At 59.7% G+C, this 24,389-nt stretch carries 19 protein-coding genes; 7 read left to right on the forward strand and 12 right to left on the reverse strand.

Features of this window, described 5'->3' with window-relative positions; all coding sequences use genetic code 11:
• Nucleotides 1-14: 14 nt before the first annotated feature.
• Nucleotides 15-479: an Lrp/AsnC ligand binding domain-containing protein gene (locus J3A65_RS00525; RefSeq protein ID WP_209898406.1), complete on the reverse strand. Its 465-nt coding sequence runs from the start codon at nt 477-479 to the stop codon at nt 15-17.
• Nucleotides 480-603: 124 nt separating this feature from the next.
• On the opposite strand from J3A65_RS00525, the gene alr reads away from it, so the two are divergent.
• Together alr and J3A65_RS00535 are read left to right on the forward strand one after the other, a co-directional pair.
• Nucleotides 604-1,758, forward strand: coding sequence for an alanine racemase (alr, locus tag J3A65_RS00530; RefSeq protein ID WP_209898409.1), 1,155 nt, complete (start codon nt 604-606; stop codon nt 1,756-1,758).
• A gap of 9 nt (nt 1,759-1,767) precedes the next feature.
• A complete protein-coding gene (locus J3A65_RS00535) occupies nt 1,768-3,024 on the forward strand; it encodes a D-amino acid dehydrogenase (RefSeq protein ID WP_209898412.1) in 1,257 nt (418 codons plus the stop codon).
• Nucleotides 3,025-3,060: 36 nt separating this feature from the next.
• On the opposite strand, the gene J3A65_RS00540 is transcribed toward J3A65_RS00535, so the two are convergent.
• Nucleotides 3,061-4,428 (reverse strand): sigma-54 dependent transcriptional regulator, encoded by a 1,368-nt coding sequence (locus J3A65_RS00540; protein WP_281064454.1) that lies wholly within the window; start codon nt 4,426-4,428, stop codon nt 3,061-3,063.
• Nucleotides 4,415-6,304 (reverse strand): ATP-binding protein, encoded by a 1,890-nt coding sequence (locus tag J3A65_RS00545; RefSeq protein WP_209898415.1) that lies wholly within the window; start codon nt 6,302-6,304, stop codon nt 4,415-4,417. The genes J3A65_RS00540 and J3A65_RS00545 overlap by 14 nt, the downstream gene beginning before the upstream one ends.
• Before the next feature lie 214 nt (nt 6,305-6,518).
• Here J3A65_RS00545 and J3A65_RS00550 point away from each other — a divergent pair, with 214 nt between their 5' ends.
• A complete protein-coding gene (locus tag J3A65_RS00550) occupies nt 6,519-7,847 on the forward strand; it encodes a dicarboxylate/amino acid:cation symporter (protein ID WP_062458822.1) in 1,329 nt (442 codons plus the stop codon).
• A 63-nt stretch (nt 7,848-7,910) separates the two neighbouring features.
• Here the strand turns inward: J3A65_RS00550 and eutC are convergent, their stop codons facing one another.
• The 5 genes from eutC to J3A65_RS00575 all read right to left on the reverse strand — a co-directional run bounded on the left by eutC (nt 7,911) and on the right by J3A65_RS00575 (nt 13,600).
• Nucleotides 7,911-8,690, reverse strand: coding sequence for an ethanolamine ammonia-lyase subunit EutC (gene eutC, locus J3A65_RS00555; RefSeq protein ID WP_209898418.1), 780 nt, complete (start codon nt 8,688-8,690; stop codon nt 7,911-7,913).
• Nucleotides 8,687-10,084, reverse strand: a complete 1,398-nt coding sequence (locus tag J3A65_RS00560; protein ID WP_209898422.1) for an ethanolamine ammonia-lyase subunit EutB — start codon at nt 10,082-10,084, stop codon at nt 8,687-8,689. Before J3A65_RS00560 ends, eutC begins: the two co-directional genes overlap by 4 nt.
• Nucleotides 10,085-10,158: 74 nt before the next feature.
• Nucleotides 10,159-10,413, reverse strand: coding sequence for a hypothetical protein (locus J3A65_RS00565; protein WP_244631534.1), 255 nt, complete (start codon nt 10,411-10,413; stop codon nt 10,159-10,161).
• A gap of 605 nt (nt 10,414-11,018) precedes the next feature.
• A complete protein-coding gene (locus J3A65_RS00570) occupies nt 11,019-11,309 on the reverse strand; it encodes a hypothetical protein (RefSeq protein WP_348635241.1) in 291 nt (96 codons plus the stop codon).
• Entirely contained in the window at nt 11,306-13,600 is a 2,295-nt protein-coding gene (locus tag J3A65_RS00575) for an FdhF/YdeP family oxidoreductase (RefSeq protein WP_062458812.1), read from the reverse strand. The genes J3A65_RS00570 and J3A65_RS00575 overlap by 4 nt, the downstream gene beginning before the upstream one ends.
• Nucleotides 13,601-13,815: 215 nt before the next feature.
• Here J3A65_RS00575 and J3A65_RS00580 point away from each other — a divergent pair, with 215 nt between their 5' ends.
• The 3 genes from J3A65_RS00580 to J3A65_RS00590 all read left to right on the forward strand — a co-directional run bounded on the left by J3A65_RS00580 (nt 13,816) and on the right by J3A65_RS00590 (nt 17,265).
• Nucleotides 13,816-14,835 (forward strand): Ldh family oxidoreductase, encoded by a 1,020-nt coding sequence (locus tag J3A65_RS00580; RefSeq protein WP_062458809.1) that lies wholly within the window; start codon nt 13,816-13,818, stop codon nt 14,833-14,835.
• A gap of 232 nt (nt 14,836-15,067) precedes the next feature.
• Nucleotides 15,068-16,372: a UDP-glucose/GDP-mannose dehydrogenase family protein gene (locus J3A65_RS00585; RefSeq protein ID WP_062458806.1), complete on the forward strand. Its 1,305-nt coding sequence runs from the start codon at nt 15,068-15,070 to the stop codon at nt 16,370-16,372.
• 101 nt (nt 16,373-16,473) lie between these two features.
• Nucleotides 16,474-17,265, forward strand: a complete 792-nt coding sequence (locus J3A65_RS00590; RefSeq protein WP_209898425.1) for a metallophosphoesterase family protein — start codon at nt 16,474-16,476, stop codon at nt 17,263-17,265.
• 144 nt (nt 17,266-17,409) lie between these two features.
• Here J3A65_RS00590 and J3A65_RS00595 read toward each other — a convergent pair whose 3' ends face one another.
• A complete protein-coding gene (locus tag J3A65_RS00595; RefSeq protein ID WP_062576535.1) occupies nt 17,410-18,321 on the reverse strand; it encodes a hypothetical protein in 912 nt (303 codons plus the stop codon).
• Between the two features lie 216 nt (nt 18,322-18,537).
• Between J3A65_RS00595 and J3A65_RS00600 the strand changes: the two genes are divergently transcribed.
• Nucleotides 18,538-19,464 (forward strand): manganese catalase family protein, encoded by a 927-nt coding sequence (locus tag J3A65_RS00600; protein WP_113110092.1) that lies wholly within the window; start codon nt 18,538-18,540, stop codon nt 19,462-19,464.
• A 49-nt stretch (nt 19,465-19,513) separates the two neighbouring features.
• Here J3A65_RS00600 and J3A65_RS00605 read toward each other — a convergent pair whose 3' ends face one another.
• From J3A65_RS00605 to J3A65_RS00615, 3 genes are read right to left on the reverse strand one after another with little or no spacing between them, the layout of a single operon-like run.
• Nucleotides 19,514-20,818: a glycoside hydrolase family 130 protein gene (locus J3A65_RS00605; protein WP_209898427.1), complete on the reverse strand. Its 1,305-nt coding sequence runs from the start codon at nt 20,816-20,818 to the stop codon at nt 19,514-19,516.
• A 33-nt stretch (nt 20,819-20,851) separates the two neighbouring features.
• Nucleotides 20,852-23,140: a glycosyltransferase family 4 protein gene (locus J3A65_RS00610; RefSeq protein WP_209898430.1), complete on the reverse strand. Its 2,289-nt coding sequence runs from the start codon at nt 23,138-23,140 to the stop codon at nt 20,852-20,854.
• Nucleotides 23,137-24,084, reverse strand: coding sequence for a class I mannose-6-phosphate isomerase (locus tag J3A65_RS00615; protein WP_209898433.1), 948 nt, complete (start codon nt 24,082-24,084; stop codon nt 23,137-23,139). The genes J3A65_RS00610 and J3A65_RS00615 overlap by 4 nt, the downstream gene beginning before the upstream one ends.
• Between the last annotated feature and the right edge of the window lie 305 nt (nt 24,085-24,389).

Below are 24,389 nucleotides of genomic sequence, written 5' to 3' on the forward strand. Positions count from 1 at the left end.
TCGGGAGTGATCTTCTAACGACGGTTTTTCGAACGTGAGGCAAGCACGTTTCGGATGGAAAAGCTGGAATGGATCCGCAAAACCCCGGGAAGCGCCGACAGGATTTCCTTGTGGATGCGCTCGAACGCGCCGGCGTTTGCAACTTCCACCCGCAGGATATAATCCGAGCCGCCGGTCATCAGGAAGCATTCCTGAATTTCCGGATGTTTCCTCACAGCAGCTTCGAACCGGTTGAGATAATCCTCGGTCTGCCGCTCCAGCGTGATGTTGATAATCACGGCGATGGCGCTCTCGATCTGGCCATTGTCGATCAGCGCCGTATACCCGCGGATGACGCCGGCTTCTTCCAGGAGCTTGACGCGCCTGAGACACGCGGAGGCAGACAACCCGACTTCCGCGGCCAGTGCCGCATTGCTGATCCGCCCTTTCAGACGAAGGAGCCGGAGAAGGTTGCGGTCAATCGCATCTATCGCTTCCATGCATATTCTTTCAAAACACGACAGAATTCACCAGAATATCGGTATTCGTCGCACATCCTGTCATCAAATAGCACCAAACTCACCGAATATTCAAATAATCTGCTCTCACAGGGAGGGCAGCAGCATGGATATTTCGTCCTCGTTTGGTGACGCCGAAGTACAGTTCGTTGCCGAGGGTGCATCGGGATACCTGACAATCGATCTGGGTGCCCTCCGGCGCAACTACGAAACGCTCGTCGCCATGCTTCGACCGGCACGCTGCGCAGCGGTCGTGAAGGCTGATGCCTATGGACTTGGTGCAACGGTCGTATCAAGAACGCTCGGCGATGCCGGATGCCGGGACTTTTTCGTGGCCCAGTTCGTCGAGGCCATCAGGCTCAAGGATACTCTCCCTGCCGATGCACGTCTCTATGTCTTGAACGGACTGCAGCCCGGAAACGAAGAGCGCTGCGCTGCCGACGGCATCATCCCTGTCCTGAACTCTTTGCCTCAGTTGCGCCGCTGGTCTGAGCTCGCCCGTCAGGTTGGCCGATCGCTCCCCGCAGTTTTGCAGGTCGACAGCGGCATGTCCCGTCTCGGTTTGTCGCCGGAAGAATGCAGCATCCTGTCCCGGGAAATGAACGAGCATGCCGGCTTGGAATTCCAGTTCGTCATGAGCCATCTCGCATGCGCCGACGAAGGCGGACACCTTATGAACGGCAAGCAGCTGGCGGAATTTGAAAGACTTTCTGGTCTGTTTCCGGGAATTCGGATTTGCCTCGCCAATTCCGGTGGCATCTTTCTAGGAGGCGATTTCCACCACACGCTGGCGCGGCCCGGCATTGCGCTTTACGGCGGCAACCCGACCGTCGGAGCTCCAAACCCGATGGAGCCGGTCGTCAGACTCGATGTCGCCGTGGTCCAGACACGTACCGTGCCGACCGGAACCCGGATCGGCTATGGCGGATCGCATATTGCTGACCGAGAGATGCATCTGGCAACGATCGCAGCCGGTTATGCGGACGGCCTGCCCCGTGCCCTCAGCGGCACGGGTGCAGTGTATCACGCTGGCGTACGACTGCCGATCGTCGGGCGGGTTTCCATGGACAGTATCATCATCGATGTCAGCGCGCTGCCAAAGGATACTTTGACACTCGGCAGTCTCGTCGAGGTGGTCGGGGAACACCAGACGCTGGAAGCGATTGCCGAGGCCGCCGGAACGATATCCTATGAGATACTCACGGGCCTAGGACACCGTTACCAAAGACTATACCGCCAAGTTCAGCTGCAAGACGTCTAGGGGAATGCCATGAAAGTCATCGTACTCGGCGCCGGCGTCATCGGCACGACCACCGCCTATCAACTGGCCAAGGCCGGCCACGAGGTCGTCGTTGTCGATCGCCAGACAGGCCCTGCGCTTGAGACGAGTTTCGCCAATGCCGGCGAAGTCTCGTTCGGTTACTGCTCTCCCTGGGCAGCGCCGGGCATACCCCGGAAGGCGCTCAAATGGATCTTCATGGAGCACGCGCCGCTGATCCTGCGCCCGAAGCTTGATCGCGCCATGCTGTCGTGGATGTTCAAGATGCTGTCGAACTGCACCTCGGAGCGCTACGCGATCAACAAAAGCCGGATGCTGCGACTTTCCGATTACAGCCGGATCTGCCTTGCAGATGTCCGGAATGAAACCGGGATTGATTACGACGCGCGCATGCAGGGAACGCTGCAGCTGTTTCGCACGCAGCAGCAGCTCGACGCCTCCGCAAAGGATGTCAAGGCGCTGGCGGCCGATGGCATTCCCTATGAAGTGCTCGATCCCGAAGGCTGTATCCGGGTGGAACCGGCGCTCGCCCATGTGCGCGAAAAGATCGTCGGCGGCCTGCTGACGCCCAAGGACGAGACCGGCGACTGCTTCAAGTTCACCAATCTTCTCGCCGCCAAGGCCGAAGCTCTCGGCGTCCGGTTTGCCTATGGTACGACCATCAAACGGCTCGATGTCGAAGGCGGTAAGGTCAGGGGTGTCGTGACGGACCGCGAAACGCTTCGAAGCGATGCGGTCGTGGTCGCGCTCGGCAGCTATTCGCCGCTGGTCGTGAAAGACCACGGCATCGATCTGCCGGTCTATCCGGTCAAGGGCTATTCGCTGACCATCCCGATCAAGGATGCCAGCCGCGCGCCGGAATCAACGATCATGGACGAGACCTACAAGATCGCCATCACGCGGCTGGGCGACCGCATCCGGGTGGGCGGCATGGCCGAAATTTCCGGCTATACGAACGATCTCGGTGCGCCGCGCAGGCGCACGCTCGAACATTCCGTGACCGACCTTTTCCCCGGCGGCGATATCACCAAGGCGTCGTTCTGGTCGGGCCTTCGTCCGATGACACCCGATGGAACGCCGGTGATCGGAGCAACCAAGATCGGTGGTCTCTACCTCAATACCGGGCACGGAACGCTGGGCTGGACGATGAGCTGCGGCTCGGCGCGGGTGATCAGCGATCTCGTCAGCGGCAAAACGCCCGACATCGATGCAACCGACCTTGCCTATGCGCGATACGCGCGCCGCTGATCGGCGTCGCCCGCAAACGCGGAGCCGCGAGCAAGTTCAGGAAAGGCGCTTGTCCGCGAATTCGCTTCTGACGATGCCGTGCCGCTGCAGCTTGTCGTAGAAGGTCTTGCGGGGAATGCCGAGCGCTGCAATCGTCTGCTGCACATCGCCATCGCACGCCGTCAACGTTTCACGAATGATCTCGGCTTCGTATCGCTCCAGCCGCTGGGGCAGCGAACCCGTTTCCGGATCGGCTGATTGCTGAGCGGGAGAGCTTGTCGGATCGAGCCCCAGAACCACACGCTCGGCAAAATGGGACAACTCGCGGACGTTGCCGGGCCAGTGATGGTCGCGCAGGTATTGGCCGATTGTTGGCGTGATCGAGGGCGCTTCCCGATCGAAGCGGGTTGCGGCACGATCTGCGAAATAGCTGAACAACAGGGGAATATCGTCCCGCCGCTCCCGCAGGGGCGGAATGGCGATCGTAACGACGTTCAACCGGAAATAGAGGTCCTCCCGAAACGTCTCGCGCTGAGCCTGATCGCCCAGATCCACCTTGGACGCGGCGATGATCCGCAGATCCACGGGACGCACTTCGTTTGTCCCGAGCGGCATCACCTCGCGCATCTCCAGCACGCGCAGCATCTGCACCTGCGCAGACATCGGCATGCTCTCGATCTCATCGAGAAAAAGCGTGCCGCCGCTCGAGTGCTCGATGCGACCGATGCGCTTTTTTTGCGCGCCGGTGAAGGCGCCCGGTTCGTGACCGAACAGCTCGCTTTCGATCACCTGCTGCGGCAAGGCGCCGCAATTGAGCGCCACGAAGTTCCCGGCGGCACGGCGGCTCCATCCATGCAGAAGACCGGCAACGATTTCCTTGCCGCTTCCGGTCTCGCCGGTGACGAGGACATCGATATCGGTATCGGCGATCTGGCGAAGCATGTTGCGTAGTCGCTGCATGACGGGTGTCTGGCCGATCAACGGGGATTCCTGGCTGGAACTTTGAGCTGCTGCGCGCAGCCGGCGGTTTTCCAGTGTCAGACGTCGCTTTTCAGCAGCGCGCCGGACGCATTGCACAAGCCTGTCCGTCGCAAACGGCTTGGCAAGGAAGTCGTAGACGCCGCTTTGGATGGCCTTCACAGCCATTGGAATATCGCCGTGGCCGGTCATCAGAATGACCGGCAGCTCTTCGTCCAGACTGCGGAGGCGGTCGTAAAGTTCGAGACCATCGAGCCCCAACATTCGAATGTCGGAGACGACGATGCCCGGGAAGTCGGCGGAAATTTTAGACAGGGCGTCCGTGGCCGAGGTGAACGCGATCGGCTCGAAACCGGCAAGCTCCAGCGTCTGGCCTGTGGCGCGCAGGAGATCCGCATCGTCGTCTATCAGGATAACCGGTACCGCGCCCATGTCAGGCTCTGTCATGATCGTTTTCCTCATCAGCTCTCACGAGCGATATTGTAAAGCAGGTCCGTCCATCGCGGCTCTCGACCTCGATGCGCCCGCCGTAATCGGTGACGATGTCTTTGGAGATGACGAGGCCGAGCCCCAGCCCTTTTTCCTTCGACGAGTTGAAGGGCTCGAACAGAGCCTTGAGAATCTGCGGCGCGATGCCGGGACCGTTGTCGCAGACATGCACCAGCACCCGATCGGCAGACACATCCGTCGTCACCTGGATCAGCGCATCCGGCCGGCCCTCAACAGCCTCCAGCGCATTCTGGAACAGATTGATAAACACCTGTTCCAGCCGCAACCGGCTCCCCATCACGACCAGCCCGCTTGGCGGCGGCGTGATCTTCAGCGTATCCATTCGTCCGGTGAAGCGGCTGCGAACCAGCATGGTCGCACCGTCGAAGACTTCCTGCAGCAGGACCGGTTCCGGAGCCGGTCGGCCTTTGCGCGCAAGTGCCTTCAGATCATCCGTAATCGCACCGATCCGTTCCGTGAGAGACGCGATGTGATCCAGATTTTCGACCGCAGTCTCGGCCCTGCCCCGTTCGAGCAGTACCTTGGAATTGTCCGCATAGGCGCGGATCGTCGCGACAGGCTGGTTGATCTCGTGGGCGACACCGGCTGCAACCTGGCCGAGGATGGCAAGCCTGTTGGCATGTACCAGATCCTGCTGGACGGACTGCAGCCGGCTCTCGGTCTGCTTGTGATCCATGATCTCCGCTTCGAGCCTGTCGCGCGCCAGACTGAGGTCGATCGTGCGCGCTGCAACCCGATTTTCGAGATCTTCCCGCGCAAGCCTCTGCTGGGCAATCGCCATCTCAGTCACCTGCCGCCGACGCAGCAGGAAGGCTGCCAGCGCCAATAGTGTCGTTACGGCCAGGATCGCCATCAGCCGCGTTTCGCGAAGCGCATCGGACATCGCCTTCGAGATTGGCAGAAGATATTCGAAGCGCCAGGGGGTGGACGGGATCGGGGTCGTGATCTCCAGGAAGTCTTCTGCTCCCGCGCCTCCCGGAAGAATAGCCTGCAGCGTCCGCGCGTTGTCTCCGACCGGCTGCTGGCGGATGAATGGCAGGGGAAGAAGCGGCGCATCGCCGAATTGCAGACTTTGGCGAATGGCGCCGAGATCGTCCGGATCCAGCGGCTGCGTCGTCATGAACCGCCAGGATGGGAGGCTGGTGATCAGTACGACGTTGCTGGAATCAACAACAAACGAAGGGCGCTGCGAGTTGCGCCAGTCCGCTTCCAGCTGATCGAACTCCATCTTTGCAACGACCACGCCGAGCGGCGCTTCGGCCGGACCGACGCGTTGCGAGATGTAGAGACCGGGCCGTTTGCTGACGCTTCCCAGTGCGAAATGTTCAGCCGCCCCCTCCTGCATCGCCCGCGTGAAATAGGCACGGAACGTATAGTCGTTGCCGACGAAGCTTGTTGGCTCCCGCCAATTGCTCGACGAGATCGCAATCCCGTCCGGGCCAACGACATAGATCACGCTGGCATTGGTCTTAACGACCAGGTCTTCGAGTTTGGCATCCAGTGCCTCTCTCTTCGCAATAGCCGCATCGGCGCTCAAGTCGACCAAAGCGTCGCGGACCTCGCGGTCACCGGCCAGAAGCAACGGTAGCGCCCGCGGTCGCTCGAGGACGGCCTGCAGGAGAGCAACCTTCAAGTCCGCATCCGTTCGAGCCTGCGCTTCCAGTCGCGTTAAAGCTGATGCACGGCCGTAGCGCTCGACCGCAAACCCTGCAGCGACCACGATGCTGATCGCAGCGACGCCAAACACGATCCAGGCCAGCCGAAATTTCCGAACCAGGTGCTCAGCAGGCTGAGGATCGTTTGTGTAGGACATTGCCCCTATGAGCATGATTTCGCACAAACATCAAGGATGGGTGCGGTAGTTCGCACAAATCGTTTTGCGTGACTCCGGGTTAAGATAGCGCCGTCAAGTTAATTCAATAGCTTAGTCGACCCGTGCGGATCTGGCACGTCCCTTGCTCGCCTCAAGTTCGATTCTAAGAACATGCCCCGGGTGGGAACCTAGAGCGGGGCGACTGGAGGACTTTATGGATATCTCGACACCCGCTGCCGGCAAGCCGGCGGCACTGCCATTCTATCGCCACCTGTATTTCCAGGTTATCGTCGCGATCATCGCGGGCATGCTGATCGGCCACTTCTGGCCTGAATTCGGCGCCAGCCTGAAGCCGCTTGGCGACGCCTTCATCCGGCTGGTCAAGATGATCATCGCTCCCGTGATCTTCCTCACCGTGGCAACCGGCATCGCCGGCATGTCCGACCTGAAGAAGGTTGGCCGGGTCGCCGGCAAGGCGATGCTCTACTTCCTGACCTTCTCGACGCTCGCACTGATCGTCGGCCTGATTGTCGGCAACCTGCTGCATCCGGGTGCCGGAATGAACATCGATCCGTCCACGCTGGACGGCAAGGCCGTGGCGACCTACGCAACCAAGGCGCATGAGACGACGATCACCGGCTTCCTGATGAACATCATCCCGGAAACCATCGTTGGCGCGTTTGCCCAGGGCGACATTCTCCAGGTCCTGTTCTTCTCGGTCCTGTTCGGTATCTCGCTCGGCATGGTCGGCGAAAAGGGCAAGCCGGTCACCGACTTCCTGATCTCGCTCACTGCCCCGATCTTCCGTCTTGTTGCGATCCTGATGAAGGCCGCTCCGATCGGTGCCTTCGGCGCGATGGCATTTACCATCGGCAAATACGGCATCGGCTCGGTCGCCAACCTCGCCTACCTGATCCTGACATTCTACATCACCGCACTTCTGTTCGTGATCGTGGTGTTGGGCGCCGTGGCGAAGTATAACGGCTTCTCGATCTTCTCGCTGATCCGCTACATCAAAGAGGAACTGCTGCTCGTTCTCGGCACCTCGTCGTCGGAAGCAGCGCTTCCCGGCCTGATGCAGAAGATGGAACGTGCAGGCTGCAAGCGCTCGGTTGTCGGCCTGGTCATCCCGACCGGTTACTCGTTCAACCTCGACGGCACCAACATCTACATGACGCTGGCAGCGCTCTTCATCGCTCAGGCGACGGGAATCGACCTGTCACTTGGTGATCAGATCCTGCTTCTGCTCGTGGCCATGCTGAGTTCCAAGGGTGCCGCCGGCATCACCGGTGCAGGCTTCATCACGCTAGCTGCAACGCTATCGGTTGTTCCCTCCGTCCCAGTCGCCGGCATGGCGCTCATCCTCGGCATTGACCGCTTCATGTCGGAGTGCCGCGCCCTGACCAACCTCGTCGGCAACGCGGTTGCGACCATTGTCGTCGCACGCTGGGAAAACGAGCTGGACAAGGACATGCTGGACAAGGCGATGGCCGGTGAGCTGACCGGCGATCCGGTAGCCCCTGTCCTGCAGCCGGCGGAATAAGATACGCTCCCAAGCGTCAAACGGGCGGTACCTTTCTAAGGTGCCGCCCTTTTGATATGTGGCCTAACCCAGGAGCGCTGCTGCCTCCCGTAGAGCCACGCCGCTTATACCGGTCTGCAGCATTGCCTTGACCAGAGCCGTGATCGCATCGGCCGCGCTGGCAATCGACATCCCGCCGTCGCGGATGTTCGATATGCAGTTGCGTCGGGAATCGGGCGTGCCTGACCTCGGTTCGTAGGTGACATAGGCGCCAAGACTGTCGGCTGCCGAAAGCCCCGGTCGCTCTCCGATGAGAATGATCGATACCTTGGCCCCCAGTGCCTCGCCGACCGGGTCGGCCAGCGCAACCCGCGCATTTTCAGCCAGAACGATCGGCGCCAGGGAAAGATTCAATTCCTTCAAGCGTGTTTGAAGCGCCTCGATCAGCGGCGTTGCGTTGATTTCCACCGCATTGGACGACAACCCATCGGCGACAACGATGACCACATCGAAATTGTCGCCGCCTTCGGGTCTCACCGAACGAAGCAAATCGACAGACGGTCCGGAAAGTTGCCTGCCAAGATCCGGGCGACGGACGTATGTTCCGCGATCTTCCGCAAGGCTTGTGACCTCGATTGCGCCAAGGCCCATCGACTTCAGACGCTGCGAAAGGCCATCGCGATCCATCCCGCTCCACACCGCCTCGCGCGCCCGTGCGTGATCCATCAGGAACGCGAGTTGCACCTTTGTCGGCTGACCGGCGCCGAAGCGTCCGAGCGATACCCGGGCCGCGGTCATCGACCTGAGATCGAGGCTGCGCTTTTCGGCGTCTTCCACCGGGACAGGCTGATCGCGATCCGTCATGCCGAGGCTCCAAGAAGAGCAAGCTCGGACAGGTGCCGGGTCAGCCGCACCGGATCGTCCTTCAAATAGCCTGCCGGATCGGTGAGCCCCATCTCGTTCAACCATGCTTCGAATTCCGGTGCAGGCGGGCGTTTTAGAGTCTCGCGGCAGTAAACGGCGTCGTGGTGCGACAGAGACTGGTAATTGAGCATGATATCGTCAGCGCCTGGCACGGTGATGACGAAGTTCACATTGGCGGCACAGAGCAGGGTCAGGAGCGTATCCATGTCTTCCTGGTCGGCATCCGCATGGTTTGTGTAGCAGACGTCGACCCCCATCGGCAGACCCATGAGCTTGCCGCAGAAGTGGTCCTCCAACCCGGCGCGGATGATCTGCTTGCCGTTGAAGAGATATTCGGGACCAATGAAACCGACGACGGTATTGACCAGAAGAGGGTCGAACGCGCGGGCGACCGCATAGGCTCGCACTTCCATTGTCTGCTGATCCACACCGAAATGCGCATCTCCCGAAAGCGCGGCACCCTGTCCGGTTTCGAAATACATCAGGTTCGCATCGACAGGGCCGCGTTTGAGAGCCCGCGCCGCGTCATGTGCTTCCCTGAGAATGGCAAGATCGACACCGAAACCTTCGTTTGCCTTTTGCGAGCCGGCGATCGACTGGAATACCAGATCGACAGGAGCCTGTTGCTCGATTGCCCGGATGGCCGTCGTGACATGGCCGAGGCAGCAGGTCTGGGTAGGGATCGACAGACGGGAGCGCAACTCATCGAGCAGGGAGACGATCCGGACGTAATCCTCGATGCTATCGGTTGCAGGATTGACGCCGATCACTGCATCGCCCGACCCCATCAGGAGGCCGTCGACTGCAGACGCTGCGATGCCGCGCGAGTCATCCGTTGGATGGTTGGGCTGGTTGCGCGTGGAAAGCCGGCCGGTAAGGCCGATCGTCGAGCGGAAGCGTGTGACGACCTCGCGCTTGGCGGCGACCGAGATCAGATCCTGAACACGCATGATCTTGGAGACCGCTGCGACCATTTCAGGCGTCAGGCCGAAGGTGACTGCCTCCAGCTGACGCTGTCCCGTCTCGGGCTTCAACAGCCACTCGCGGAACTCGCCGACCGTCAGCGACGAGATCGGTGCGAATGCCGAAAGGTCGTGCTGGTCGGCAATCAGTTGCGAGACCTCGTCGGTCTCGGCCGCGATCAGCTCCTCGGCGAGGAATGCCTTAAGCGGCAGGTCTGCGAGTGTGATCTGCGCCGCAAGCCGCTCTACCGGACCCTCTGCCGCCACCCCCGCAAGCTGGTCACCAGACCGCTCGGGCGTCGCCTTGGCCAAGAGATCCTTCAGATCACGGAAACGAAAGACCGTCTGCTCGATCGTGGTCTGGTAGGGCATCAGGCGATTTACCGGCTCAGAGGAACATCACGTCCATCATCACGCCAGGCTCCGACCGATGCAAGCGGCAAGCGTCATGAAATGAGATCGGCGAGCGCTTTGTGGCCGGCAAGCGCTGTTTCCAGTTCTGGAATCGTGTGATTGCCTTCCCGGAACAGGTTGATCATGACCGCAGCCGCGATACTGACGTCCGGATCGCTCCTCTCGAGATGATACTTCGCTCGCCAATTCTCGAGTACGATATCGAGGACTTCAAGTTCCGTGGGGCCGAAGGTCTTTTCCATAAATGCGGGCATGACAAACTCAAACTTCTCAGTGACGGCCATCATTTGGTCGATGCGATGCAAGCTTCAAGAGGCGGGTCATCACTTTCTTACAAATGAGATAAGTTTCAGGCCCGTGCGGAAAAACCTCTGCAACCGCAAGAAGTTAGTTGCAACGCACAATCCTCGCGGTCACGAGCAACGCACCATCGACAGCGCCGACAGCCCTTTCACTCGTTGCTGCAATGCACAGATCTGACTGTCACGACTTTCAGGAACACAACCCCAGTCAAGATCGCAACTGAAACGAAGCAAGACGCAGAAAGTGCCACGGCGGCGACAACAATCGTCGCAAGGTCGAGACAACTAGTCAGCTAGCACAGCACTTAGGGAAAGCATCATCAACGAGGTTGGCGAACGTCGGCGGATACAAGACGAACGAACCCAGGCGCACGGCAGGGAATGTCCCGCCATTGAGCGATGCGAGAGATGGAGGCGACGGACTTTGCTGTATGGATACCAGTCACCGACGCACAGAAGCCCGGGCCGATCACCCGGACTTCGATTGCAGCACCTTATAGGCAGTGGGACCATGGTGAGACATGACGTCCTCATGCCCGCACCGGAGGTCAGCGCGGGAAAGAGGTTGCAACCGCCTCCAACAAAGCTTTTTATTCGACGGGAACAGCCGCGCCGTCGTCAGGCCGGCGGTAAAATGTCCTGAGCGTGCGTTCATCCTTGCTGGTGACCTGAAGCCAGGCACCCGGAATGTCCGTCAGTTCACGCAGCACGATCGAATGCTCGATGCCGAACAGCCGCGAAAAGCTGCGGCTGTCCCTGGCAACATCGAGTTCGAGCGCAATGATCATCCCCGCCTGTATGCCGCTGAGGCGGGGATCCTGCTGTTGCAGCCTGGCAGTGAGCGCCATAAACCGGTCTGGATCCGGCGGGTTGCCCGTCACGCCGCCTCGCGACGGCGAACGGAGACCATCACCGATTTGGATGTGGGCGTATCGCTCTCTTCGCCCGCGCTTCCGATCGGTACGAGAACATTCAGTTCGGGATAATAGCCGGCGATGCTGCCCCGCGGAATGTCGTAGGGAACAAGGCGGAAATCAGATGCAACGCGGGCGATGCCGTCAGTGTACTCGCAGACGACGTCGACGCGTTCCCCAGCCTTTGCGGACAGCGCCTTCACGTCCTCGGGGTGCATGAAGATGACCTGTCTTTCGCCGTAAACGCCACGATAGCGATCGTCGAGACCGTAGACCGTCGTGTTGTACTGGTCATGTGAGCGGAACGTCTGCAGCGCAAAGTGATCGTGGCGCTTGAGGGCGGCCTGATTGACGGTCTCGGACGGCAGGGCGATGTCGGAGAAGGATGCCTTGCCCGTCGGCGTGACCCACTCACGATGGGCAGCCGTGTTGCGCAGGTGGAAGCCTCGCGGCTTGCGCAGACGCGCGTTGAAATCCTCAAAGCCCGGAATGGTCGCCTCGATATGCTTGCGGATCAGGTCGTAATCGTCGGCCAGAGCCGCCCAGTTGATCATGTCCGAGCCGACGGTGGACGCGGCCATGCCGGCAACGATCGCGACTTCTGAGAGAAGATGCGGCGAGGCAGGCCTGTTGATGCCGGCCGAGCCATGCACCATGCTCATCGAATCCTCGACGCTGACGAGCTGCGAATTGCCGGCAGAGTTAAGATCGATCTCGGTGCGGCCAAGGCAGGGCAGGATGAACGAGACATCGCCCGGCATCAGATGAGAATGGTTGGGCTTGGTTGCGACATGCACGGTGAGTTTGAGCTTGCGAAGCGCCTGCTCGACCAATGCGCTATCGGGCGTGGCGCGGGCAAAATTGCCGCCGAGCCCGATGAACGCCTGTGCGGAACCATCCAGCATCGCACCGATTGCAGCGATCACGTTATGACCGTTCGCACGTGGAACCGCGAAACCAAATTCTTTCTCAAGCGCGTCGAGGAAGGCAGCCGGCGGCTTCTCATTGATACCGACCGTCCGGTCGCCCTGAACATTGGAATGACCGCGCACAGGGCACAGTCCGGCTCCCGGCTTGCCGACATTGCCGCGCAGGAACATGAAGTTCGAGATTTCGCGAATGGTCGCGACCGAGTGCAGATGCTGGGTGATACCCATGGCCCAGGTGCAGATGACGCGCTCTGCCTGCATGTAGACGTCTGCAGCGCGTTCGATCGCTTCGCGGGTCAGGCCAGACTGCGAGATGATCTCATCCCAGCTGGTTGCCTCGACCGCGGCCAGATAGGCGTCGAAGCCTTCGCAGTGTTCGGCGATAAACGCGTGATCGAGCACGGACGGACGGCCGGCTGCAACAGCTGCTGCTTCCGCGGCCAGAACCGCTTTCGACATCCCGCGCACGGCGGCCATGTCGCCGCCCAGTTGCGGCTGAAGATAGTCGCTGGCGATATCGGTCGCGCCGCCACGCAGCATCTGCAGCTTGTCCTGCGGATCCGAGAACCGCTCCAGACCGCGCTCCTTGACCGGGTTGAAGACGACGATCTGGGCACCGCGGACCGCGGCGCGCCGCAGGTCGCCCAGCATGCGCGGATGGTTGGTACCCGGGTTCTGGCCAATCACGAAGATCGCGTCGGCCTTCTCGAAATCCTCGAGCAGGACCGTTCCCTTGCCGACGCCGATCGACTGGCGAAGAGCCACGCCGCTCGCCTCATGGCACATGTTGGAACAGTCGGGGAAATTGTTGGTGCCGTAGGCGCGCACGAACAGCTGGTAGAGAAATGCCGCTTCGTTGCTGGCGCGGCCGGACGTGTAGAATTCAGCGCGGTCTGGGCTGTCGAATCCCTTGAGGATGTCGCCGATCTCGGCGAACGCGTCCTGCCATGTGACCGGGAGATAGCGATCGCTTGCCGCGTCGTAACGCATCGGATGGGTGAGACGACCGTTGAGCTCAAGCTCATAGTCGGACTGACGGCGCAGCTCGGAAACGGTGTGTGCCGCGAAAAATGCCGGTGTGGCGCGCTTTTCGGTCGCCTCCCACGAGACGGCCTTCACGCCATTCTCGCAAAATTCGAACGAGGAGCCATGCTCCGGATCGCCCCAGGCGCAGCCGGGACAGTCGAAACCGTCAGGCTGATTGGCCTTCAGCATTGCCCTTGCACCGGACAGCGGAGAGCCGCTGTTCAGCAGCTGCTTGCCGCAGCTTTTCAATGCGCCCCAGCCGCCTGCGGCCGACGATTTTTTACCGATAAATCCTGTATCCATGCTGCATCTATTTGTCGCGGGGACGATTTGATCAAGCGGCAGAACAGCATGGCTTGATAGGAAATATCTATCGTCCTTCTAAGGGGCTCCGATTTATGGTGGTCCGTCGCGGAACTTCTCATCACCGGGATTGAAAGCGCGGCGTCTGCGGCTATTCTCGCGCCGAACTGAAGCGACATCTAGATACCGAGCGGAACGGCTACGCAGGAGAGAACATGACAGAAAGTGCTGCCATCCATATCGGCTTTGACGATCTGGTCGCTTTGCTGAAGACGATTTTCGTTCGCAACGGCGTATCTGAGCCAAATGCCCAGATCCTTGCCGAAAACTGTGCCGGCTGTGAGCGCGATGGCTCTTTGAGCCACGGGATTTTCCGCATGCCGGGATATGTATCCTCTCTGAAGAGCGGCTGGGTCGATGGCAAAGCCGTGCCGGAGGTGGAGGACGTCGCCCCGGCCTTTCTCCGCGTCGATGCCAAGGGCGGATTTACCCAGCCGGCGTTCTTCGCCGCGCGGTCCCACCTGATCGAAAAAGTCAAAGCCAACGGCGTTGCGGTCCTTGCTATCCGTCGCTCGCATCACTTCAGCGCGCTTTGGCCGGATGTCGAACCGTTTGCGGATGAGGGGCTTGTCGCCCTGAGCGTCGTCAACAGCATGGCCTGTGTTGTACCGCACGGTGGCCACAAGGCGGTGTTTGGCACCAACCCGATTGCCTTCGCCTCGCCGCGCGCGGGCTCTGCTCCATTCGTATTCGATCAGGCATCTTCTGCGATCGCTCACGGCGACGTGCAGATCGCGGCACGCGCCGGGCATGACCTGAAGCCCGGCATGGGTGTCGACCGCAACGGAGAACCGACAACCGACCCGAAGGCAATTCTTGACGGCGGTGCTCTGCTGCCATTCGGCGGGCATAAAGGCAATTCGATCGCGTTGATGATCGAAATCCTCAGTGCGGCCCTGACCGGCGGCTATTTTTCAGGTGAGTTCGACTGGAGTGGCCACAAGGGTGCGCAGACGCCATTCACTGGCCAGTTTTTTGTGGTTATCGATCCCGAGCGGGGCGGCAATTACGCTTTTGCCGACCGTGTTGCGCAGATCTGCGACCTTGTCCTCGATGCCGGTCAAGATCGTCTTCCCGGGGAGCGGAGACATAACACTCGAAAGGCTGCCCTCGCAAATGGCATACCGCTCTCGCCCCAAAACCATGACATGCTGATGGCTCTCGCTACACCCTGATGTCTCGTATTTGCAAATGCAATTTCGCGAATATGAACTTCACCGCGCGGAAGAGAAAAAACTTGTCATCGGGGGTAACTATAACGCAGCAAACCCTTTGCCTTTTGCTTGCAAGAAAACATAAGGAGGCATGTAAGGAATGCTTGGAATCAATTTACATCGACAATCTTTAGCCTGACCTACTACATTTTAACTTGCGCAAATATAAGCGACCCAATTCTCAGGAGATTTCATGCGTATCGTAATGGTTGGATCGGGCTATGTCGGGCTTGTGTCCGGAGCGTGTTTTGCAGATTTCGGCCATGACGTGATCTGCGTCGACAAGGCCGCGGAAAAGATCGATGCCCTGAAGAATGGCGTCATCCCGATCTTCGAGCCCGGCCTTGATGCCTTGGTCGAAAGCAACGCCAGGTCCGGCCGTCTTTCCTTCACGACCGAGCTTGCGCCGGCCGTCAGCGAAGCCGACGTCATCTTCATCGCCGTTGGCACCCCCTCGCGTCGTGGCGATGGTCATGCCGACCTCGGTTACGTTTATGCTGCCGCAAAAGAGATCGCAGCTTCGATCAAGGGCTTCACCGTCGTCGTGACGAAGTCCACCGTGCCTGTCGGCACCGGCGACGAAGTCGAGCGGATCATCCGGGAAGCCAATCCGGATGCGGATGTCGCCGTTGTCTCCAACCCGGAATTCCTGCGCGAAGGGGCAGCGATCGATGACTTCAAACGTCCGGACCGCATCGTTGTCGGCCTCTCGGATGACCGTGCCAAGGCTGTGATGACCGAGGTCTACCGGCCGCTGTTCATCAACCAGTCGCCGCTGCTGTTTACATCACGCCGCACATCCGAACTGATCAAATATGCCGCCAATGGTTTTCTCGCCATGAAGATTACCTTCATCAACGAGATGGCGGACCTTTGCGAGAAGGTCGGAGCCGACGTTCAGGACGTCTCGCGCGGGATCGGCCTCGACGGTCGCATCGGATCGAAATTCCTGCACGCAGGTCCGGGCTATGGCGGATCCTGCTTTCCAAAGGACACGCTGGCGCTGGCAAAGACGGCACAGGACTTTGACGCACCCGTGCGTCTGATCGAGACCACGATTGCTGTCAACGACAGCCGCAAGCGTGCCATGGGCCGCAAGGTGATCGCCGCTGCCGGTGGCGATGTGCGCGGCAAGAAAGTCGCTCTGTTCGGCCTTACCTTCAAACCGAATACCGACGACATGCGCGACAGCCCGGCAATCGCCGTCGTTCAGGCTTTGCAGGATGCCGGCGCGATCGTGTCCGGCTATGACCCCGAAGGCATGGCAAATGCCAAGCAGATGATGGACATCGAGTTCGCAGCGGGACCCTATGAAGCAGCAGAAGGTGCGGATGTCGCCGTGCTCGTGACCGAGTGGAATGCGTTCCGAGCCCTCGACCTCGACCGCCTGAAGTCCATCATGAAAACGCCGGTTCTCGTCGACTTGCGCAATGTCTATCGCGCTCAGGAAGTTGAAGCACACGGCTTTGCCTATACGGGTGTGGGCAAGAGCATCTGAACCCGGGATCCGGCACATGGCGGTGTTGCCTTGAGCGGGACAAGCAAGAACCTTCAAAGCGACCGTAATCCCTGGCGGATTTCGAACGGGGATTACGGCGCATGCGAAAGATGATCCGCTGGTTGACCTTGCGCGCCTCACCGCAACTTGGCGAGCAGCGCAGGCGAAGGCTCGACCTTGGAAGCGAACCGTTACCCTACCCGCTTTACGCGATCGGCGATGTTCACGGCTGTCTTGACCTGCTGAAAAGGGCTGAAGCCGTCATCGCGGATGACATGAGGCGATTGGGACGCCCCGGGCTCGTTGTTCTCCTCGGCGATTACGTCGATCGGGGACCCGCATCGGCGCAGGTGCTCGAACATCTCTCGAGCCCCAGCGCTCTCGGTTTGAAACGCGTGACGCTTTGCGGCAACCACGACGATCTGTTCCTGCGCTTTCTGGAGCGTCCCGAAGCGTATATGCACTGGCTGGAAATGGGCGGCGACAAGACGCTCGCATCCTACGGCGTGGATCTGCAGCATCTGAGCCTCCGCCGCAAAGGTAGCGGCGCGTCTCTCATGCACGTCTTGCAGGAGGCGGTACCTGAAACGCACCGATCATTTCTTATGGATCTGCCTGTCAGCCTCAAGGCCGGCCAAGTCCTGTTCGTTCATGCGGGCGTGGCACCGGCCATACCGATCGAAGAGCAGCGCGATGAGGATATGATGTGGATCCGCGGGGCGTTCCTCAAGCAAGGGCCTGAACTTCCACATCTCATCGTAATCCACGGGCATACGCCGCAGGAAGATCCTGATTATGGGATCGGTCGCATCGGGATCGATACCGGAGCAGTCTATTCCGGAAAACTGACAGTTCTGCGTATCGATGGTGAGGAGATCTCGATTCTGCGGTGAGGACCAAGCCTTCTGCACTCGTTACCATCAGATGCGCTGGCGAGGCCGATCTGCGCCACGACTTCAAGCAGACATTGTTCGCATGAAAAAACCCGCGCCATCGGCATCTACCGTTGGCGCGGGCTCGTTGTTTTGCTTGTCAGATCAGACCGTGCGGCGACCGACGGTCTCCGTTACGACCACGTTCTTCTTCGTCCCGAAGCTGCCACCGACCCAGCCGGCGATTGCACCGAGTGCCAGGGCGATGAAGCCAAGGATTGCACCAGCAGATACGGCAGTTGCCGTGGCTTCTGCGGCTTCAAGTGCCTGCTGCTTTGCAGCTTCGACGTTCTCGCGGTATGTTGCCTCATACTGCTGAACCTGCTGGCGAGCCTGTTCGACCGGGATGTTCTGCGAGCGGGCAATTGCTTCAGCGGCACGGTTGCGGGCATCTTCTGCCTTTGCCTGGTCGCCGGTTACGGCTGCCTGAACAGCGGCAACTGCAGCGTTCTGGAGAGCCTGCGGATCGTTACCGGTTGTGCTGCGGATCTGCTGCTCGATACCGGCCATCGGGTTGGCGGAATTGGCAATTGCAGGCGCTGCGGTCGACGCAGCCGTTGCTGCCGTCTGGCCAACGCCACCGATGACGCTCGACAGGCCGCTGAATGCGCCGCCGACGAGAGCGCCGATCGAGGTTGTCAGCATGTAGAGGACCACGAGCGTTGTAACAGCCCAGGTCGTCAGACCATGGTAACCGCCCGTCGAGTTGCTCGGGCGGCCGGACAGGCGGCTCGAGACGTAGCCGCCGACGAAGGCCGCAATGATCCCGGCGATGACAAACCAGATGCCGCCGGCGATTGAGAAGGTGCTGGCAGTCGGGTTGTCGGAGGTGACCGGATCAAGCACCGCGGCACCAAGACCGACGCCGAGAAGATTGAGCAGGAACTGCACTGCAAGCGCGATGACGACGCCTGCAAAGATTGCTCCCCAGGATACTTTGTTCAATGCCGACGTCGCATTGACTGAGACGCCATGAGTGGTTTCGTGCGGTAGATGGGTTGTGACTGGTGTTACCATGATGGTGATCCTTAAAGCGCCTCACAGACGCGTGAGTGCGCCGTTAACAGTTTCGCGTCATTCAAGTTCCGTCAAAATCGTCGGACATCACGAAATATTGGAACAAAAGCAACATAATCACCTTCGACGGTTAATTCTGAGCATGAGTAATATTTCCGGGGAACAAGCATCTTGCCCGGTGGTTGGGACGAGACCTACAACCAAAGGAATACCTCAATGTTCATGCGAGTTGATCAGCTGCAGGCAAATCTGCCGGCACCGAAACGTGCTGACCCCAATGCTGCTGCAGCACTCCAGGAATTGCTTGGCGGGAAATATGGAGAAATGTCGACGCTTGGAAACTACATGTTTCAGAGCTTCAACTTTCGGTCCAAGGAAAAACTGAAGCCGTTCTACAGCCTTGTTGCCAGTATCACTGCAGAAGAACTTGGCCATGTCGAGCTTGTCAGCAATGGCGTTGGAATGCTCAACAACGGCCCGGACATTCCAGGGGGCGACGAAGGCGACGGTGGCGATATTTCGGGCGCACCCTTCGAGGATATGAAGGATATGCGGTTGGCCGCGGCTTTTCTGTCCGGTGGCGGTGGAGCGGCTCCGATCAACAGCAACGGCGTATCGTGGAATAACGATTTCATCACCAGCACGGGCAATGTCGTCGTCGATCTCTTGCACAATTTCCATCTGGAATGCGGTGCCCGACTGCACAAGCTGCGCGTCTACGAAACGCTGACGGACCCGACGGGTCGCGAAGTTTGCGGCTATCTTCTCGTGCGCGGTTCGGTTCACGCCCATGCCTACGCGTTGGCGCTGAAGAAAATCACCGGCGTTGAAATCGAAAAGTTCCTGCCGACGCCGAACATTCCGCTTTCCAAGATCCCGGAATGCCAGAAATACCTGGATGAGGGTTCGCATCGCCGGCTCTACACGTTCAGCCCGAACGACTACAAGGAAATGGCGGGCATCTGGGGCAATGGCGAAGTCGCCCTCCCGAACGATCCTCCGGGCGAACTCGAAGTGATCGATGGAATGCCCGACGGTGGCAAGATCCACCAGTTGACCGGCGTTCCCTCGGCATTCACGCCGGATTACGCGCCGGAAGAAATGTTCGAGATCGCAGAAAAGCTTTACAAGAAGTCGCGTTAATTCAGTCGGCGGCGGGGACTTTGGTCCCCGCCGTTTTTCACTGGACGTGTCACCCGTCCAGGGTCTGCAGCAGCTCCGAAATCCTGATCGTCGAGAAGTTGGAAACCGTATCGCAGACTGCGTATGGCAATATGATCAGGTCGCCGTGCCGCATTCCACCGCATGTGTAGACGACGTTCGGGACGTACCCCTCACGTTCCGACTTTTCCGGACGAACGAGCGGATCGCGTGACCGGGCGAGAACCTTCGAGGGATCCTTCTTGTCGAGAAGTGCGGCCCCGATCGCATACCGACGGACCGGGCCCACACCGTGTGTGAGCAGCAACCATCCTTCGTCGAGCTCGATTGGGGATCCGCAATTTCCCATCTGCACGAACTCCCAGGGAAATTTGGGGCGCAGGATCGCTTGGCCGCCGTTCCATTCGTGCAGGTCGTCGGAATAGATCAGGTAGAGATTTTCGTTGTCCTGCCGACCGATCATCGCGTAGCGACCATCAATCTTCCGCGGAAACAGCGCCATCCCTTTGTTCATCGCCGCCGTGCCGGTCAACGGCGTCATCTTGAACGAGATGAAGTCGCTGGTCTGCAGTAACTCCGACCGGATGGCCTTGCCGCTGTAAGCGGTATAGGTCGCATAGAACGTCTTTTCCTCATTCTCCTCCGTCTCGAATTCGACAAAGCGTGCATCTTCGATGCCGTTCGACTGAGCTGGTGTCACCGGAAAAATGACGCGTTCGCTGATATGCTGGTCGGCGCTGAAACTGAGTTCGACGCTCTCATCCGATGAGCCTGACAGCGGCGTTTGGATCGTTGGGGTGGATGCAAGCCGTGCAGTCGGTTCTATATCCACGCCGCCATCGGGCGCGATCAGTCCCGTGCGGAACGTCAACGAGGAGACATGCCCCTCGCCGACGGCGCGCAGGCTCAAGACAAACCGGCGGCTACCCTCCGGCACGCCCGATTGATCCGGATGAGCGACGATACTGGGGTTGAACAGTGCCGAGGCTTCAAACGAATATTCGTTGAGGAAGTAGGCCCCGATCAGCTGTCGCTGCGTCGGGCTGAAAACCGTGTGCGGCGCAAAGGCTTCTTCCATCTCCTTCGCGCGTGCTTCGAACGTCGCCAGGAGGTTACGGTGGCGGCCCTCAAAATTCTCGAGCACGTCCGCAAGAAGAAGATCGGCGGCCTGCGGTTCCAGCGCCAGCACCCGATCGACAATAAGGTTCGCGCGGGTTTTATCCGTCGGATTCAGATCCCGGGGTTCGGTAGCGGGCTTGAACGGACGCACGACCACGCGGGAGGAATCGGGTCGTAGGAAGAGCGATTGGCGGTTGACAACAACGGCTTTTGACAAAGCGATCTCATTTCATTTGAACGGAATTCGGGATCAGGCACTCAGGGCGTGCAATTGGGAGGAGGTTGCCGATTGACTGCCGCTCCGCACGATCCTGCGGTATTCGACGAGGCCTAAGAGGTAAGCGAGCACGGACTCGGCCCCCCTGTTCTCGTTGGGGCGTGCGCGATGCAGCCCATCGCGACAACTTCCGGTGTCGATATCCACGAGCGGGACGGAAAGATCATTGGCACCCGTAAACCAGTCCAACGCCATCCGTGCATTGCTTTGCCATTCAGGGCGTTTCTCGGCATGCCAGGCCGTCAGGCAGGCAGAGATGGTTGCGGCCGCCTCGACCGGCTGCTGGTCGAAATGCTGTGGCGGCAAGTCGACATCACCAAAACCATCCGAACCGACCGGGCGGAAATGCCCTGTCCGTGCAGTCTGCATCGTCATCAGCCAGCGCAGGCTTTGCAGGCCAGCCGAAATATGGGTTGGCTTCTCAGCGGCCAGACCCGCAAGGATCAGAGCTTGAGGCAGACGGGCGTTGTCATAGGACAACCCCTCTTCAAACCACGGCCGATCCGGTGTGGCCACACGCGAGAAAAGCGCCATCAGCCGATCTGCAAGAGTGGACCGAACCCGTCGGGCATTGATGTCGTGGCGCCGGGCCGCACAGTATCCGTCCAGTCCCAGCAACGTGAATGCCCATGCGCGAGGAGAGGTGAAATCGACTGCTGTCGGCAGGGCTTCGGCAAACAGATCGGTAGCCCAGCTGCGTCTCGCCGAACTGGTGTCGTTGAGCGCGCACTGTCCAAGCGCCCAGAGGGTGCGGCCATGGCTGTCTTCCGAGCCCTTGTCTTCCAGCCATCGCCGGTCAAAACCCATGAAATTGCGAAAGTGCTTTTGATCCGGGTTCCACGCATGCTGGACAAAGGACGCAAACCGCGTGGTCAGGATATCGGGCAACTGGGTTTCGCCGGAGGCCATGAGAGTGACTGAAAGCAGCAGTGCCCTGGCATTGTCGTCGACGCAGTAACCATGCGACCGGTCCGGGACAGAATGGACGGCATGCTGGAATAGTCCGGTGTCGTCACACATCGACAAGAGGTATGCGAACTGGAGCTCGGGCACACCGGGCGAGCCGAGGGCCGACGGCTTGCGGCCAACTGGCGGGACAGCACCGGGCCGGATTTTTGGCTGGATGACCGCCTCAAACAGCGAGAGGTATCGCTGGCCCGTGCGCTGCCAGGTCATAGACCGACTGGCGGCATAGGCGCGACGGCGTATCGCGTTGCGACTGTCATCGTCGGTCAGCAATGCTGCGATTTCCCGACCGATCGCCTCGGAATCGCCGAACGGTACGAGAACGCCGGAGCCATCCGCAAGGAGCTCGCTCGCGTGCCAGTACGGGGTCGATACAACGGCTTTGCCGAGCCCGAAACTGTAAGCAAGCGTGCCTGAGGTCATCTGGGCTTCGTTGAGATAAGGCGTCGCGTAGACGTCGCACATCGAAATGAAGTCGAGGAGGGTCGGCAGGTCGACGAAACGGTCGAGGAAGACCACATGGTCTTCGATGCCGAGATCCTCCGCACGCGCTACGAGCGACTGTCGATACGTCTCGCCCTCGGTCCGCACAAGATTCGGGTGGGTCGCGCCAAGCACGACGTAGACTGCGTCCGGCCTGCTCTGCAGGATCACCGGCATCGCGTCGATCATGACCTCGATGCCCTTGTTGGGTGACAACAGGCCGAACGTCAGGATAACGGATCGCCCCTCAAAACCGAGTTTCGTCTTCGCCTCGTCCGGCTCGCTGAAGGCGATTTCCGGGATTCCGTGCGGGACGAACTCGATTTTCTCCGCCGGCACATCATAGACTTCCTGCAGCAGCTCGCGCCCCCGCGCGGCCATCACCACCACCTTCGACGAGATATCGACGATATTGTTGAAGACCCGGCGCTGAGATGGTGTCGGTTCGGCAAGGACCGTATGCAACGTCGTTACGACAGGCATCGTCAGCCGTGACAACAGCGCCAGGATATGACTTCCGTCATTGCCTCCGAAGATGCCGAACTCGTGCTGGAGGCAGACGATATCGAATTTCTCAGCGTTCAGGTATTTCGCGGCTGCGACATATTCCGCAAGGTCGTCGTCCGCGATCTGCAGATGGACGCTGTGCGGATAGTCATACACCTGGCCATGATCCGTCATGGCGACAATCGCCGTTTCGACGTTTGCCGAGGTTTTCGATACCGCTTGCTCAAGATCCGTCGTGAAGGTCGCGATGCCGCAGCGGCGCGGCAGTGAGTTGCCGACGAAAGCAATTTTCCTGGTCTGGGTCATGACAGCGTCTCCGTTGAAGGGAACGCTGGAACGTCCGCTAAGGGTTGAACAAAGGTCGTCTTCCTGGGATCCGGCATGTCCCGGAGCGGACCGACGTCCCGCAGCAGGTTTTCCCGGGCGTCTTTGCCGGCATAGGCGAGCAAAGCTGTGATCGGAGCAGCACCGGCTTGTATCGATGCGTCATCCGCTTCCAGGAAAGCGGCATCACCAAGCTTCAGCGCCATCGATCCTATCGACGCTTCGCCCGCAAGGAGAAGGAGCCAGCATTCGCTTTCGGCCTTGAGTTGCCACAGCGTGTTTGCAGGAAGTGTCACCCGCTCAAGCACGAAGAAGTCGCAGGAGACGAGTAGCGTTCTCTCTTTCGTCAGATGACGCATCGGTTCCTGGCGCGGTGCCTGTCCCAGCTGCGCCACTGAAACTGCCTGTTCGATATGGAGTTCACGCGCGCTTCCATGGTCGAAGAGACGGTATGTCGTGTCACTCGCCTGCTGGATTTCGGCAATGACGAGCCCCGCACCGATCGCGTGGATGGTTCCGGCAGGGACGAAGAACGCATCACCCGCATAGGCTTTTTGCCAGTTGAGCAGGCAACCGATCGAACCGTCGGATATGGCGTCGCGCAACTCCTGCTTGGAAACGGGCGTTTTCAACCCGATCCCCACTTCGGCACCGTCGTCAGCAGACAGGACGTACCACGCTTCCGTCTTGCCGTTCCTCATGCCGACGGCCTGCGCGGCCGCGTCATCCGGATGGACCTGGATCGACAGTGCCTGAGACGTGAACAGCAACTTGAGAAGCAGTGCCGAAGCGTCACGGTCTGGACAGTTGCGCGCGTAGCGCAGCTCACCAATGACAGTCGTGCCGTCCGACTGGCTCCACGGCTTCAGTTCACGACGGCCCCACGGCTTTGCTGCGGGCTGCACGCCTAGATGTTCTACCGTCATGATACCTCGTGGGTATGCCGCTAAGATCAGTTCGATCTGAGGTCGGTAGCTGCGCCAGCAAATCAGGTGGAACGGTCGCTATCGCAACGATGTCAGGTTTTGAAACGCGCCCTGGGATATCGGAACCCGCCGGGCCATTCGCGCCGGCAGCCTGTCAGGCTTTGCGCAGGCATACCTGATATAGGGTTATGTCCTACGGATTTCAATTTTTAAATAAAATCAGCCACCAACCGCAACAAAATCAAAATCTTCACGCATCAGAGATTTTATAAATTATAAGTATATTGGTAATTTACTTAGCTGGT

The organism is Rhizobium sp. PvP014, from assembly GCF_017876855.1.
In the GTDB taxonomy this organism is placed as follows: Bacteria; Pseudomonadota; Alphaproteobacteria; order Rhizobiales; family Rhizobiaceae; genus Neorhizobium; species Neorhizobium soli.

Bases quoted from the DNA above. Each gene is read 5' to 3' on its own strand.
- J3A65_RS00560 (WP_209898422.1), bottom strand. From the start codon at position 10,084: ATGCCCTACCAGACCACGATCGAGCAGACGGTCTTTCGTTTCCGTGAT.
- J3A65_RS00610 (WP_209898430.1), bottom strand. From the start codon at position 23,140: ATGACCCAGACCAGGAAAATTGCTTTCGTCGGCAACTCACTGCCGCGC.
- J3A65_RS00550 (WP_062458822.1), top strand. From the start codon at position 6,519: ATGGATATCTCGACACCCGCTGCCGGCAAGCCGGCGGCACTGCCATTC.
- J3A65_RS00580 (WP_062458809.1), top strand. From the start codon at position 13,816: ATGACAGAAAGTGCTGCCATCCATATCGGCTTTGACGATCTGGTCGCT.
- J3A65_RS00525 (WP_209898406.1), bottom strand. From the start codon at position 479: ATGGAAGCGATAGATGCGATTGACCGCAACCTTCTCCGGCTCCTTCGT.
- J3A65_RS00535 (WP_209898412.1), top strand. From the start codon at position 1,768: ATGAAAGTCATCGTACTCGGCGCCGGCGTCATCGGCACGACCACCGCC.
- J3A65_RS00545 (WP_209898415.1), bottom strand. From the start codon at position 6,304: ATGTCCTACACAAACGATCCTCAGCCTGCTGAGCACCTGGTTCGGAAA.
- J3A65_RS00540 (WP_281064454.1), bottom strand. From the start codon at position 4,428: ATGACAGAGCCTGACATGGGCGCGGTACCGGTTATCCTGATAGACGAC.
- J3A65_RS00585 (WP_062458806.1), top strand. From the start codon at position 15,068: ATGCGTATCGTAATGGTTGGATCGGGCTATGTCGGGCTTGTGTCCGGA.
- alr (WP_209898409.1), top strand. From the start codon at position 604: ATGGATATTTCGTCCTCGTTTGGTGACGCCGAAGTACAGTTCGTTGCC.
- J3A65_RS00600 (WP_113110092.1), top strand. From the start codon at position 18,538: ATGTTCATGCGAGTTGATCAGCTGCAGGCAAATCTGCCGGCACCGAAA.
- J3A65_RS00595 (WP_062576535.1), bottom strand. From the start codon at position 18,321: ATGGTAACACCAGTCACAACCCATCTACCGCACGAAACCACTCATGGC.
- J3A65_RS00615 (WP_209898433.1), bottom strand. From the start codon at position 24,084: ATGACGGTAGAACATCTAGGCGTGCAGCCCGCAGCAAAGCCGTGGGGC.
- J3A65_RS00565 (WP_244631534.1), bottom strand. From the start codon at position 10,413: ATGATGGCCGTCACTGAGAAGTTTGAGTTTGTCATGCCCGCATTTATG.
- J3A65_RS00575 (WP_062458812.1), bottom strand. From the start codon at position 13,600: ATGGATACAGGATTTATCGGTAAAAAATCGTCGGCCGCAGGCGGCTGG.
- J3A65_RS00590 (WP_209898425.1), top strand. From the start codon at position 16,474: ATGCGAAAGATGATCCGCTGGTTGACCTTGCGCGCCTCACCGCAACTT.
- eutC (WP_209898418.1), bottom strand. From the start codon at position 8,690: ATGACGGATCGCGATCAGCCTGTCCCGGTGGAAGACGCCGAAAAGCGC.